This is a genomic window from Microbacterium sp. P5_E9 (assembly GCF_054049175.1).
In genome coordinates, this window is record NZ_JBFUMV010000014.1 from 88,265 (window position 1) to 102,112 (window position 13,848).

Below are 13,848 nucleotides of genomic sequence, written 5' to 3' on the forward strand. Positions count from 1 at the left end.
GTGGCTAACTGCGCCACCCACCCGCGAGTCATGACGCCGGCAGCGTGAGCGCGTGGTCGCCCGCCGTCAATTCGATATCCGGCGAGCCCGCCACGCGGACCAAGGCAGTCGTCCCTTCAGGGATACTCGCCATGATTCGAATTTCCGCGTCTTCGAGGTCCCAGCGAACGGCTGCCCGGCCGTGAGGTGTATCGAGGCTGGTCTCTGCCCAGGTGAGCCCACCGCCCGGTAGCGGTGCGATGAGAATGCGACGGTATCCAGGCTCCAACGCTGACAAGCCACCAAGGACCCGGTGCATCCAATCTGCAACGGCGCCGAGCGCATAGTGGTTGAAGCTCGTCATTTCGCCCGGGTTGATGGTGCCGTCCGGCAGCATCGAATCCCAGCGTTCCCAGATGGTGGTGGCGCCCATCGTGACTGGGTACAGCCATGACGGACACTCACGCTGAAGCAGCAGCGAGTAAGCGACGTCGACATGCCCGGTGGAGCTCAGCGCATCCGTGATGAACGGCGTGCCGGCGAAGCCTGTGGAGATGCGCGAACCACTCTCGAGGACGAGCTCCGCCAACCGCCTGCCCGCCCATTCTCGCTGCGCTTCGTCCAATAGCCCAAAGACGATCGCCAGCGAGTACACCGTCGCGCAGTCGCTGAGGATGCGCTCCTCGTGCACGTAAGCATCGTGGAAAGACGACCTCAGCCCAGCTGCCAACTCGGCGAACTCGGCCGCTTCCTCGGGCCTGCCAAGGATGGCAGCAGATTCCGAGACGATGATGGCAGTTCGGTAAGCGGATGCCGTCGCGACAACGCCCTTGTCAGCTTTTGCCGCGTCGGCGTGGTCCGGCGGCGCGTCCGGGTCGAGCCAGTCACCGAACTGGAACCCCTGATCCCACAGTCCGATCGGTGACAGCAATGAACGCACCCGGCGGGCGTGCGATGCCATCGAAGGGAACGCGTCGCGGAGGATGCCCTCATCTCCGTAGGCCCGCCAGAGCGCCCATGGCACCCACGCAGCTGCATCGCTCCACACCGCGGTGGAGTTTACGGGTTTGAACTCCTCAGGAACTCCCATGTACTTGAGAATGTCTGGGACGACAAACGGTACGACGCCGCCCTGGTGCTCCTGCTCGAGGGCGACATCACGCAGCCAACTGGTCAGGAAGCCCTTCACGTCATAGAGGAACGCGGCCGTCGGCGCAAACACGGCGATGTCGCCGGTCCAGCCCAGTCTCTCGTCGCGCTGAGGGCAGTCCGTGGGCACATCGAGAAAATTGCCCCGCATGCCCCAGACGACATTGTCGTGCAGCTGGTTCAGCAGGGGGTCGGATGACTCGAACCGACCGATTCGTCGCAGATCCGAGCTGACGACAACAGCCGTAAGGGAGGACGGCGTCAGGGCATCGATACCACCGGGCCATCCGTCGACTTCGACGTAGCGAAAGCCGTGGAATGTGAACGTGGGCTCGAACACGTCATTGTCGCCGCTGAGGATGAAGCGGTCGGTTGCCTTCGCTGTGCGCAGGGGACGCGTTCCGAGTTCGTCGCGCTCGAGCACTTCCGCGTGGCGCAGCGTGATCGCCTGCCCTGCCGGGCCGGTGACGGCGACACGCACCCAGCCAACCAGGTTCTGGCCGAAGTCGACCAACGTCTTGCCCGACGGACTCTCCCAAATGCGTTGCGGCGAGAGACTCTGTTGACGCCGGACAGGTGGACCGACGTATGGCTCCAATTTCGCGAGATCGAAGTCGACTGTGTGGACCGAACCCCATGAAGACTCGTCGAACCCGACTCGGTCCCACCCTGACGGAAGGAGACGCGCGTCGATTTCCTGCCCGTCGTAGATGCTGTCGGATACAACCGCGCCCTCGCCGGCACGCCATGTTTCATCGGTGACGATGATCTGCTCGTGGCCGTCCTCGAACTCAATGCGCAATTCGAGGAAACCGGCCAGTTCGGGACCGTAAGGGGGCGAGTTCTCCCATCCCAGACGTCCGCGGAACCACCCGTCGCCGAGTGCCATTCCGAGGGCGAACCGGTTCCGTGCCGTGAGCGCAAGCTGCGCGGTGACGTCATAGGCGGCATATCGCAGACGCCACTCGTAGCTGGTCCAGCCGGGCGTCAAGACGTCCTCTGAAAGGGGCACGCCGTCGATGAACGCTTCGACGACGCCGAGCGCGGATACCTGAGCAGCCGCTCCGACGACTGTTCCATGGCCCTCGTCCAGCACGAATTCAGTACGCAAGAGGGGTGCCCGATGAAGGGTTGCATCCGCAGCGATGAATCGCCCAATTCGCTCGGTCATGGAATTCTCCTGGATATCAGGACTCGACACGCGTGGAGCCGGTCGTCAGTGGGACCTCGTCAGCCTAGCCGATTTTGTGGAACGGTCTACACCAATGTGGAACTGTTGATCAACTGGATTGGCGCATCGGCTCAGGAAGTCGGAGCGGATCGCGTCGACGTCCGCACCCGCAGTTCTGGCGTGAAGATCTCATGAACCGCCTCGGTGCGACCTTGCAGGCGCTCCATCAGCAGTTGGATCGCACGGAGCCCCATCTCGCTGCCAGGCTGGTGCACCGTTGTGAGCCCGAGCGCCGGATGCGACGCGATCGGCACATCGTCGTAGCCGACGATCGACAACTGTCGCCCGGTCTCCGCTGTTGCGCGAAGTGCGCCGATCGCCAATTCGTCGTGAGCGGCGAACACGGCCGTGATTGGCGTCCCGCCTTCGATTGCCGTCCGGACTGCCGAGTTCGCCGCATCCTGACCCTCGTCCGTTCGCAGTACGACGATCTGGTCTGCCAAACCCGCCTCGGTCATCGCGGCGCGATACTCGCGCAGTCGGATGCCGTGGGCGGACTGCGTCTCCTCCTCCGCCTCCTCAAGTGTGAGATGTGCAATCCGAGTGTGCCCAAGATTCAAGAGATGGTCCATCGCCATCCGCGTCCCCGCAACGTCGTCGCCGGCGATGCTGTCATACGCGTCCGAGTGATCGTGTCGGCCAAACATCACGACGGGTGTCTGCGTGGCGATCCGGTCGAGCGCTTCACTGCTGACCCGGGGGGAAACGGCAACCACGCCGTCCACCTGGCGGTCGACCAAAGCTTCAATTGCGCGGAGTCCGAGACGTGAACCTTCCTCGGCGGGCGCGATGACCACTTGGTAGATCGTTCCCGCGAGCGCGCCCATCACGCCCGTGAGCATTCGGGTGAAGAACTGATTGCCAAGATCGGGGATCTCGATGCCGATCGTGTATGTGCGGCCCCTCATTGCTCGTGCAGCAATCCGAGGACGGTAATCGAGCTCCGTCATGGTCGCGGTGACACGCTCGCGCATGGAGTCGCTCACTCCGTATGCGTTGCGCAGCACTTTCGACACGGCTGCGCGGGACACGCCCGCCGCTGCGGCGACGTCTTCGATTGTCGCGTTGCGGCCCGGGACAAATGTCATGGTGTAGAGGTTAGCGCCGCTCACGTCGCGCGAAGCGCCGGTGTCCGAACCGGGAATGGGTCAAACGCCTTCAGAACTGTTCCCTGCGGGCGGTCGCGTCGAATTCCGCGGGTACAGTCGGGGCGCCGTCGTGATGTGTAGCGCTTCGGTTCGTCCCGCAAGCCGGCTGAGCAGGAGCTCGACAGCGTGCTCACCCATCGCGAAGCCCGACTGATCGACGCTGGTGAGCGACACTGCGGGGTGCCCCGCGATCGTGATGTTGTCGTATCCCGCAACCGATACGGACGCGTCAGACGGCCCGTTTGTCGCAAGCGCCCGGAGTGCCCCGAGCGCCATGGCGTCGTTGCCCGCGAAGATGGCCGTTGGAAAGTCTGGCCCGGTCAAGATCTCAGCGACCGCTCCGCGCGACTCGTCTTCGGTCGGGCCGCTCCGGATCACACGGGACACACCCTCGAGCCCATGCTGACTCATGAACCGCTCGTACTCCTCGAGCCTGACTGCGTGGGGCGTTCCTGAACCAAAAGCCGTCACCTCGGCACTGCGAGTGAGGTGCGCGATCTTTCGGTGACCCAGTCGATGCAGGTGGTCCATGACGAGTCGAGTCCCCTCGATGTCGTCGCCAGTGACTGTGTCATACGCGAGCGAGTTGTCGTGGCGCCCGACCATCACGATCGGAACTCGCTGGGCCAGCGACTCGAGCCATTCGGTGGCTACGAGCGGCGAGATGGCGATGATGCCGTCAACCTGACGGTCGGACAGCGCTGTGATCGCGCGCCGCCCCTCCTCCACGTCGCGACCCGCCGGCGCGATGATCAGCTGGAACCCTGTTCCTTCGCGTGCCGCGGCAGCGCCGTCGATGATCTTGTCGAAGAAGGGGTTCCCGATGTCGGGAAGTTCGATTCCGATAGTGCTCGTGGTTCCGCGCATCGCTCTGGCCGCCACGCGTGGGCGATAATCCAGTCGCTCGATCGCATCATTGACGCGCACGCGCATCTGATCGCTTACGCCGTAGGCGTCTCTGATGACTTTCGAGACCGCCGCACGAGAAACGCCGGCCTCACGGGCGACGTCGCTGATGTTGGCCGCTCTCCTCATCGTGATGACTCCCTCGTCCGATATCAGGAATGTAACGAGTTGTAGATCAATCCACAAATCGTGTGTAGATCGGTTGACACGCGGCACACGACGTGTCTATCGTGGCCTCACCCAAGCACCCGAGCACGGGCATCACGAAGATGCTCCGGGGCATCGACAGCGAAGTGCCTTTACATGGAGGTAAAGAGATGGATTCCCGCATGACAACCCGCCGAGCGCTCCTGGCGGTCGGCGCCGGAAGCGTCGCGTTGACGCTGACGCTCGCCGGCTGCTCCGCCGGTGGATCGAGCGACGCAGATGGCGCCGTCACCCTGAAGTATCTCGTCGACAACGGCGAAGCGACGGTCGTCGTCGCTGAGGCGCTTGCCAAGGCCTTCGAAGCCGAGAACCCCGACATCAAGGTGGAGATCGAGACGCGTCCACAAGGCGCTGAGGGCGACAACCTGATCAAGACCCGCCTGTCAACGGGCGAGATGGACGACCTCTTCTCCTACAACTCTGGCTCCCTGTTCCAGGCCCTCAGCCCCGACCAAACTCTTGTCAACCTCGACGACCAGGAATGGGTCGGAAAGCTGGACGAGAACTTCATTCGCACCGTTTCGACCGACGCCGGCCTCTACGGCGCTCCCATGGGTCAGTCGATGGCGGGCGCCGTTCTGTACAACAAGGACATCTACGCCGAGCTGGGTCTTGAGATCCCGACCACGTGGGACGAGTTCATCGCAAACAGCGAAGCGATCAAGGCTGCCGGCACCGCCGCACCCATCATCCAGACGTACGGCGACACCTGGTCCTCGCAGCTGTTCATCCTCGGCGACTTCAACAACGTGCTCGCGGAGAACCCGGACTGGGCGGAGGAGTACACCGCCAACAAGGCGAAGTACGTCGATGAGCCCGCTTTCGCCGGCTTCCAGCACCTTCAGCAGGTCTACGAGGCTGGACTGCTCAACGAGGACTTCGCGTCCGCGACGTACAACGACGGCGTCGCCATGGTGGCGACCGGCGCTGGGGCTCAATACCCGATGCTCACGTTCGCGGCGGGTCAGATGATGACCACCAACCMGGAGGCTGCCGATGTCGTGGGAACCTTCCCGCTCCCCGGCCCGGATGCAGATAGCAATGGACTGACGGTGTGGATGCCGAACGGCGTCTACATCCCGAAGTCGACGGAGGGCGCCCAGCTCGACGCGGCGAAGAAGTTCCTCGAGTTCATCACCACGCCGGAAAGCTGCGAGATTCAGGCGGAGTCCACGGCTCCCCAGGGCCCGTTCGTTGTAGAGGGCTGCACGCTGTCTGATGACGTGCCGGCGATGATCTCGGACCTCCAGCCGTACTTCGATGAGGGCAAGACCAACCTCGCGCTGGAGTTCCTCTCCCCGATCAAGGGACCTGCTCTGGAGCAGATCACCGTCGCCGTCGGATCTGGCATCACGAGCGCCAGTGACGGCGCGGCGCAGTACGACGAAGATGTCAAGAAGCAGGCCCTGCAGCTGGGCCTCGACGGCTGGTAGACACCCATTGACCTGTCGGGGCCGGGCCTACCGCCCGSCCCCGACWGTCTGGAGACACAAWGAGCACCACCACAGCCGGGCGCAAAGAGACCCGAGGGACAAATACGTCCGCCCCGAAGCCCCCACATCGGCGCAGGATGAAGAGTCCCTACCCGACCTGGTTCTTCCTTCCCGCAGGCGTCTTCTACGTTCTTCTTTTCCTGGTCCCCACGGTGGCATCGCTGTGGTTCTCCCTCACACGTTGGACGCTGTTCGACGTCGAGTTCATCGGTTTCGACAACTTTGTGCAGTTCTTCAAGGAACCGCAGCTCGTCCAGGGGTTCATCAACACCTTCATCTATGCCTTCCTCACGTCGGCGGCAAAAGTTGTGCTGGGGCTTGCGCTGGGCGTGTTCCTCAGTACCCAGATCATCGGGCGCGGTTTCCTTCGGGCCACGATCTTCTTCCCGGTGCTCGCCAGCACCATTGGCGTCGGAATCATGTTCAAGGTCCTCCTGGATCCGTTTGACGGCCCCATCAACGAGACTCTTGCCCTCATTGGAATCACCGGCCCAGGCTGGTTGACCGATCCATCTCTGGCCCTCATATCGGTCGCTCTTGTCGACATCTGGAAAGGCGTAGGGCTCGCGACCCTCATCTTCATCGCCGGCATGGTGGCGATCCCGCAGGAGTACTTCGAAGCAGCAGAGATGGATGGCGCGAGCTTCTGGCAGCGCTTCCGCCACATCACCCTTCCGCTCCTCCAGCCCGCGACAGCTACGGTCGTCCTCTTGTCGCTCATCGGTGGTTTGAGGTCATTCGACCTCATCTGGGCGATGACGAAGGGCGGGCCCGGCTTCACCAGCGATGTCCTTGCCTCAGTCGTCTACAAGCAATACCAGGCCGGATTCTTCGGCCTGTCCACCGCGGGGAACGTGGTCCTATTCATCGTCGTAGCCGCGATCATCTTCCCGCTGTCTCGGTGGCTCAACCGTGGGGAGGCGAACGCGTGAGAAACAGGACCTGGCGCTGGACCGCCGGCATCATCGCCATCGTGGTCGCGATTGCGGTCTTCGTAGTGCCGTTCGTGTTCATGGTGTTCACGGCGGGCAAGACGCAGAAGGAAGCGTCGGCCCTGGAGTTCAGCTGGCCGACTGAATGGGTCTTCTTCGACAACCTCGTAACTGTCCTCACGACACGCGACTACTTGATCGTGCGCGCCTTCATCAACAGCACTGTGCTCACTGTCGTCTCCGTGGCCATCATGGTCATCCTCGGCGCGATGGTCGGCTACGTTCTGCAGCGTCGTCGCTCACGATGGAATCCGCTGATCAACTTCTTCGTGCTCGCAGGACTCATCATCCCGCCCGCTGTCGTTCCCACCATCTGGGTACTCCAAGGGTTGGGCCTCTTCAAAACAATGGTCGGACTCATCGCGGTACATGTCGCGTTCGGCCTGTCGTTCTGCATACTGCTTTTCCGCGCCTTCGTCGCCGGTATCCCCAAGGAGTTGGACGAGGCTGCGATCATCGATGGCGCCGGCCCTGTGAAGCTGTTCTTCCGCGTGATCTTCCCTCTGTTGAAATCGGTCATCGTGACGGTCGTCGTTGTGCAGGCCGTGTTCGTCTTCAACGACTTCACCTACGCGTTGTACTTCCTGCCAGGGGACGAGAACGCAACAGTGCAGTTGACGACGTACAACTACACGTCTCAGGCGATCAGCTCCTGGAACCTTTTGTTCACGAATGTTCTGCTCATCACCATTCCGCCGCTGGTCATGTACATCTTCTTCCAGCGTCAGATCGTCGCGGGCATGACCTCCGGCGCAGTGAAAGGGTGAGTCACGAGGGTGCCCTGCCGCGGACGGCGGAGGTCATTCGCGCTCACGTTGTAGATCGTTCGCCGCAGCCGTTCGACGAGTCGGAGATCCAGCGGTCGCCGACCGGAGTCCAATGGATGTATGGGGAAGGGCAATACGAACTTGCGCTCCTGGCACGACTCATCGACGACGGGTTCGCCGCGAATCGGCACGTCCATTACACCCGGAACTATGGGCGCATAGCGGTCGCGGCGACATTCCGTGCCGCGTTCGCGGGACCCGGCTCCGTTCGCTTGCGCGTCTCGGGCGACGCCAGTGTCACCGTGAACGGGCGATCGGCAGAGCTCGCCGCGGCACAGGACGGGTACTTGACGTTCGAGTGCCCGGCCGGCCAAGGGGAGCTTCGGATCGAGGTAGTGGGCAGCCCGGTAGTCGTCCCTGCGATCGCGGTTGACTCCCCGATACCTGTAGATCCATGGACGGCGAGTCTGGAGGGTGGGCCCTGGGCGGCCGTGGGGCTTCGGGCCGGAGGTGACGTGCCTCCACACCTCGAGCCTGCTTCCACCGTTCTCCTTACCGCTCGGCACAACGGCGATGGCGTCTTCGACGTCGGCGCGCCAGTTCTCGGGCGGCCGATCCTTCCCGAGGGTCCCCCTCCGATCATCGCGACGGGGGAAAGTGTCGACGAGGCGCTCTCGGATCCTTCGACGCACGAAACGCGCCACGACGTGGTCCAACTGCCGGACGGCCGCTGGACGACGCGGCACCGGTTGGGGTTCCGCTACCTGATCGTGGACGCGCCGGTTGCCCCGTCCGAGATTGACATCGAAGCGTCGGTGCTTGATGTGGCCAGACCCGGAGCGTTCGCCTGCTCTGACGAGCAGCTGACCCGGATCTGGGCCGCGGCGCAGTACACACTGCGCACGTGCTCGCAGGGACTGCTCGTGGACGGCATCAAACGTGATCGGATGCCCTGGGCCGGAGACCAGGCGATGAGCACTCTTGCGAACGCCTTCGCACTAGGCGAAGGCGGACTGGTCGCGGATGGCCTGGTCGCTCTGGGGCAGCCCGGTCACGGATAYGTCAACGGCATCGCGGATTACTCGCTGTGGTGGGTGGTGAACGCCGACTTGTACGTGCGCTACTTCGACGACAAGCAGTTCGTCGAGCGCTCCGCAGATCTGGTCCACTCCTTTGTCACCGACCTCGCGCAGTACGCCGACGACCAGGGCGTATTCCGGCCGGTCAAGCACCCAGGCGGCTTCGCGGACGCGGGACCCGGCTCGGTCTTCATCGACTGGGGCGTGACGCTCGAGCAAGGACGCGACTCCGTTGCCCTGCAGATGCTCTGGTTCTGGGCGCTTCGCAGTGCCGAGCGGGTGCTTCGGCGAGTTGCACACGATGGAGCCGACAGGTGGTCTGATCTCGCCGATCGTCTTGAGACGACACTGCGCACTCGAGGCTGGACGAGTGCACCCGGTCGCTGGTCCGATTACCTTGACTCTGCCGCGCCGTCGGCTGCACCATACGCGAACTTCCTGGCCATCCTTGCCGGGCTGCATCCTTCCCCTCCGTCGGGCGTTCACGACGCAGCGCGGAGACACGACGCCGGTACACCCTTCATGAACGCACTTCGCCTGCGGGCCCTGATCCATGCCGGTTCACACGATGAGGTCCTCGACGAGATTCGACGCGTCTGGGGAGGCATGCTCGATCGCGGGCCCGGAACCTTTTGGGAGGAGGTGACCACCGACGGCGATCCACACAGCATGTATGGGCGACCATTCGGGCGGAGTTTGTGCCATGCCTGGTCAGCGGGGCCCGCAGCCATCATTCCCGAGGCGGTGTTGGGAGTGGCCCCGCTCGCGGATGGCTGGGCGGAGTTCAGCGTCGATACGCACCTCGGAGATCTCGAGTGGGCTTCGCTCGTCATCCCTGCCCCCGCGGGCGACATCGTAGTCGTGGCGGAGGCGGCTCGGGTGTCGGTCGAATTCCCGGGCGGCACCACGCTCGTGCACGCGGACGGGCACCGAGTCGAGGGGCCGGCGCACATCACGTGGCGTCACAGTCCTGCGGATCGCGCAAAGACACCCCACGCGCTCTCGAGCCCGCCTTCAGCCGCGGCGTTCGGCGCCATCCAGTGAAGGTTGCGGCCGGGGCCAGTGCCACTATTACGCGGCCTCGAGCTGGCTGCGCGCAGGCATTCCGGTGCACCAAGTCGCGAAATGGCTGGGGTGTCGGCGACGGCACTCCGTGGGCCATTTGAGTATCATCGCCGTCAACTCGAATGTCCCGCCCAATGAAGCGCCCGATGTCGGTGCGTCGGGAACCGTTCAAGTTGTATGAGGGACACCACCTGTGCGGGGTGGTGTACTTCAAGCCCGTGAGCCGAGATCGACATCGACATCGACATCCGGGTCCGTCTGGCGGCTGCCTTCGCCTGGACGTAGAAACCCGCCCATCAGCGCGGTCGGCAGCGCAGCGACGGATGGACAGATTCCCTCGGTCCTCACCAAGAGGATCCGCAGAATGGCGGCCCTGCACTGTCGCCGATGGTGCTTGGTCCGCGTCGAGTGCGTAAAGATTCTTACCCAAATCCCTCTTCGCCAGGCTGGTTGTGAGTCAGTTCACGATCAGCGAGGGAGGCTCTGGGTGTCGATCACTCCGGGGTTCACGACGGCGGAGATCCGCGAGTTCGTGCATGAGTATCAGTTGCAGCCGCATGGTCAGAAGGCGATCTGGTTGCGGGAGCGCGGGCTCACCTACGCGCATTTGATCAGGTGGCGAAAGGGGGTGTTCGGTGGCAACCTCGACCGGGGCCTGGTGCCGAGGCAGGCTAGGGGGATGACCTTGCCCCCGAAACAGCGGACCGAGCTGGAGAAGCAGCGCGCCGCGGAGCGTGCCGCGCATCAAGCGGAGACCGAGCGGCTGCAGGCGCGGATCCGAGAGCTCGAGGAGACCAACGTTGCGCTGGGAAAAGCTATCGGGCTCTTGCACAAGGTGAGCGAGCAAGAGCCCGACGCGCCCCAGCCGAAGACCGGTCGGTCTGGTTCCTCGACACCGAGGACACCATCGTCGGAGAGTTGACTCCCGCGACCGGGTCGCAACGGCAGGCGCTGCAGCTCGTGGGGTTGTCACGGTCGACGTGGCACTACCGACGGAATCCGCGGCCCAGGATCCACAACCCGGTGAAGGAGCGCGCGTATCCGTCTCGGATCGACCAGGCCGATCGGGACGCGATCGCAGAACTGATCACCGCCGGCTGGGTGGAGGGCGTGTCCGTCGATCACGCGTTCGCCGACGCGTGGGACGCGGGGGTGATGCTCGGCTCCCGCCGGTCCGGGTGGCGTGTCGCCGCGGACATCGAGGATCAGACGCCCCGCCCTGTCGCGCCGACCCGGCGCGGCAGCAACCGCCCACCGCGGGAGGCGCCGGTGCTGGAGGCGACCGGACCCGGACAGGTCTGGTCGTGGGACATCACCGACCTGCGGTCCCCGTGGCGGGGTGTCGCGTTCAAGGCGTACTCGATCATCGACATCTACTCCCGCAAACTCGTCGGATACCGTGCCGAAGACCGGGAAGTCGACGACCTCGCCGTCGAGATTTTCCACGCTGCGATCGCCCGCGAAGGGGATCCCCGGTGTCGTGCACGCCGACTCCGGGCCGGCGATGCGGTCCACCGTGCTGAAGGACTACCTCGCCGACCTCGGCGTCACACAGACCCACAACCGACCGCGGGTGTCGAACGACAACCCGTTCTCCGAGTCGGAGTTCCGCACCATGAAGTGTCGGCCGAACTACCCCGGCACGTTCGCCGACCTCGAGCAGGCGCGAGCATTCATGGCCTGGTACGTGCCCTGGTACAACGCCGAGCACAAGCACTCCGGCATCGCGTTGTTCTCACCCAACGAGGTCCACGACGGCACCTGGCAGCAGGCCTGGGCGCGGCGCGAGCAGACCCAGCAGGCTTACTACGACACCCACCCCGAACGCTTCCGACGACGCCCGTCCACACCACTGCGCGCCGGGATCGTCGGCATCAACCTGCCCAAGAACGACAGCCAATCACCGCGCGAACGACTCCCCTTAGCAGGGTGAAATCGGCGCATCGCGGCCGAGTCGGCTCGACGCGCGCTCCGCCGCGGAATCACGCGGATCTTCCCCCTCACCAGCGGATTCGTGCGTCGAGCGGAGTCGCACATCACGCACTCTATGCACTCTAAAATCATCCGGAATCGACATCCTCGGGATACTCGGGGACCCTTGGGGGACCTCTGGACGAACCCGACATCGAACACCGCAATCCGCCAAAAGAGGGTCGACCGATGGAGGATGGCACCGCTTGCAGTAGTGAGTGGTGAGCGGCATAGCCGCGAACCACGTGATGTGCCGCGACCGGCTCCTTGGAATTGGCTGGTGCGCACTTTGGTCGAGAAAGCGAACTGATTCACTCTCCGTTCCGTCGATGTGTCCGTTGCACGGTCACGACGCGTCCGATTCGGTGGTCGGGCCGCCTCGTTGACGCTACGGCGGGGTCGTGCGCCTGTACTCCGTTGGCGTCATCCCCGTGACGGATCGAAAGACTTTCACGAAGTAGTTCGCATCGAGATACCCTGTTGCTGCCGCGATGTCGCTTATGCGGTCATCGGTTTCGGTGAGCAGGGTTGTGGCGGCTGAGATGCGTTCGCGGGCAAGGAACTGCGAGATCGTGAGACCTGTCTCGGACTTGAATCTGCGGCCCAGATGCTCAGACGAGATCTTGAGGTTAGCGGCAAGTTCCGGTTGTGTCGGCGGACCAACTAAGTCCGATGTCAGCCTCGAGACAGCTTTCCTCACCAGAGGGGTATAGGGCAGGGCCCGCTGTTGTCGGACGAGGGTGCAGAACTCACGGACCATTCGGTCGACTTCGGCGTACTTGTCTGACCGTCCCGGCGTGAGTCCCACGCGATGCAGCCGCTGGGCGAAGCTCTGGGACACCGCCTCGATGGTCGTTGGAGCAAGGCCGCCGCGCTGCGCAGCGATGCGGCACATGATTCTCAGGATTGTGGGAGCGAGATAGGGGATCGAAAGGTAATTAAAGGAAGCGGGAACGGTGCTAAGACGCCGCAGTGCGGCTAGAGCTTTCGCCTCGTCGCCCCGCGAAACGGCGCGCATGAGGGCCTGTTCGCTCGCGTACCGGTCTGCAATGGCGCTATACGATCCCGCCGTGCCACGCGACGACGGGGCAGGAAGGGTGGTGGGGCCCTCGAGGGCGACTCGTTCGAAGCCGAGCTGACCCGAGACCGAGCCCGCGAGAACGGCTGCGCTCCGCATCACAAACTCGGAGTCGACGATTGGCAGACCTGCCCGCCAGATGCGATATCGGGTGATCAGCGAGGGCGAAGCGCCCAGCGACCGCAACGTCTCGCGATCTTGGGACTCGATCGTCGGTGCATCTGTATAGGGGCCGATCACGACGAGAGAGTCGTCGCACCAGAAGACGCTGAGCGTGGCGCCCAGCCGGTCGCGAAGCTCGTAGACGGTGTCGCGACGCAGGCGTTGCGCGAGGTCGCTGAGGTGCTCCGCCCTCAGGTAGTGCTGAAGCGTGTCGTCGAAGCGCAGTGTGTCCTCAAGTTGTGTGAACAGCAGAATCGGGTCGCGCGTGACGTGCACGCGACAGCCCAGCACGGCTTCGACTGTGCTCTGGCGGGCGGCGAATTCCACTGACCCTGCATCCACGGTGTCTCCGTTCTTCTACGAAACACGATCTCATTCTATTTTGGTCCGATTGTGGTTCGTACCCTAGGGCGACGAAACACAGCGGGCAGCGCTGCACGAAAGGACGGACTATGACCTCCGTGCTCCGGCACTCCACCCTTTTCAACGACGGTTGGACGTTCGTTCCGGAAGAAGTCGATCCCTCTTCCGCGGGCGGTATCAATGGGGAGGCGGTGACCCTTCCGCACACCTGGAACGCTCAGGACGGGACTGACGGTGGCAACGACTACCGTCGCGGAG

General features: G+C 63.7%; 10 protein-coding genes. 6 read left to right on the top strand and 4 right to left on the bottom strand.

The genetic code is table 11. The annotated features are described in order from the left end of the window. Positions 1-28: 28 nt before the first annotated feature. The 3 genes from ACXJ3V_RS15485 to ACXJ3V_RS15495 all read right to left on the bottom strand — a co-directional run bounded on the left by ACXJ3V_RS15485 (position 29) and on the right by ACXJ3V_RS15495 (position 4,542). The gene (locus ACXJ3V_RS15485) at positions 29-2,299 is read right to left on the bottom strand and encodes a family 78 glycoside hydrolase catalytic domain (RefSeq protein ID WP_457101227.1); all 2,271 of its coding nucleotides are present in this window, start codon (positions 2,297-2,299) and stop codon (positions 29-31) included. 131 nt (positions 2,300-2,430) lie between these two features. Next, the gene (locus tag ACXJ3V_RS15490; protein WP_457101228.1) at positions 2,431-3,447 is read right to left on the bottom strand and encodes a LacI family DNA-binding transcriptional regulator; all 1,017 of its coding nucleotides are present in this window, start codon (positions 3,445-3,447) and stop codon (positions 2,431-2,433) included. A 60-nt stretch (positions 3,448-3,507) separates the two neighbouring features. Further along, entirely contained in the window at positions 3,508-4,542 is a 1,035-nt protein-coding gene (locus tag ACXJ3V_RS15495) for a LacI family DNA-binding transcriptional regulator (RefSeq protein ID WP_457101229.1), read from the bottom strand. A 200-nt stretch (positions 4,543-4,742) separates the two neighbouring features. Here ACXJ3V_RS15495 and ACXJ3V_RS15500 point away from each other — a divergent pair, with 200 nt between their 5' ends. From ACXJ3V_RS15500 to ACXJ3V_RS15525, 6 genes are all read left to right on the top strand, one after another. Next, a complete protein-coding gene (locus ACXJ3V_RS15500; RefSeq protein WP_457101230.1) occupies positions 4,743-6,053 on the top strand; it encodes an ABC transporter substrate-binding protein in 1,311 nt (436 codons plus the stop codon). Positions 6,054-6,265: 212 nt separating this feature from the next. Then, entirely contained in the window at positions 6,266-7,045 is a 780-nt protein-coding gene (locus ACXJ3V_RS15505) for a carbohydrate ABC transporter permease (RefSeq protein WP_457101231.1), read from the top strand. Further along, entirely contained in the window at positions 7,042-7,872 is an 831-nt protein-coding gene (locus ACXJ3V_RS15510; protein ID WP_457101232.1) for a carbohydrate ABC transporter permease, read from the top strand. Before ACXJ3V_RS15505 ends, ACXJ3V_RS15510 begins: the two co-directional genes overlap by 4 nt. Before the next feature lie 515 nt (positions 7,873-8,387). Beyond that, positions 8,388-9,995: an alpha-L-rhamnosidase-related protein gene (locus tag ACXJ3V_RS15515; protein WP_457101233.1), complete on the top strand. Its 1,608-nt coding sequence runs from the start codon at positions 8,388-8,390 to the stop codon at positions 9,993-9,995. Between the two features lie 508 nt (positions 9,996-10,503). Continuing rightward, entirely contained in the window at positions 10,504-10,938 is a 435-nt protein-coding gene (locus ACXJ3V_RS15520; protein WP_457101234.1) for a hypothetical protein, read from the top strand. A gap of 477 nt (positions 10,939-11,415) precedes the next feature. Further along, positions 11,416-11,949, top strand: a complete 534-nt coding sequence (locus tag ACXJ3V_RS15525; RefSeq protein WP_457101235.1) for a transposase — start codon at positions 11,416-11,418, stop codon at positions 11,947-11,949. A 426-nt stretch (positions 11,950-12,375) separates the two neighbouring features. Here the strand turns inward: ACXJ3V_RS15525 and ACXJ3V_RS15530 are convergent, their stop codons facing one another. Beyond that, positions 12,376-13,554 carry a helix-turn-helix domain-containing protein gene (locus tag ACXJ3V_RS15530; RefSeq protein WP_457101236.1) on the bottom strand — a complete coding sequence of 393 codons (1,179 nt, stop codon included), beginning with the start codon at positions 13,552-13,554 and terminating at the stop codon, positions 12,376-12,378. Positions 13,555-13,848: the final 294 nt, after the last annotated feature.

Coding starts and splice junctions, on each gene's coding strand:
- ACXJ3V_RS15490 (WP_457101228.1), bottom strand. CDS start 3,447: ATGACATTTGTCCCGGGCCGCAACGCGACAATCGAAGACGTCGCCGCA.
- ACXJ3V_RS15495 (WP_457101229.1), bottom strand. CDS start 4,542: ATGAGGAGAGCGGCCAACATCAGCGACGTCGCCCGTGAGGCCGGCGTT.
- ACXJ3V_RS15485 (WP_457101227.1), bottom strand. CDS start 2,299: ATGACCGAGCGAATTGGGCGATTCATCGCTGCGGATGCAACCCTTCAT.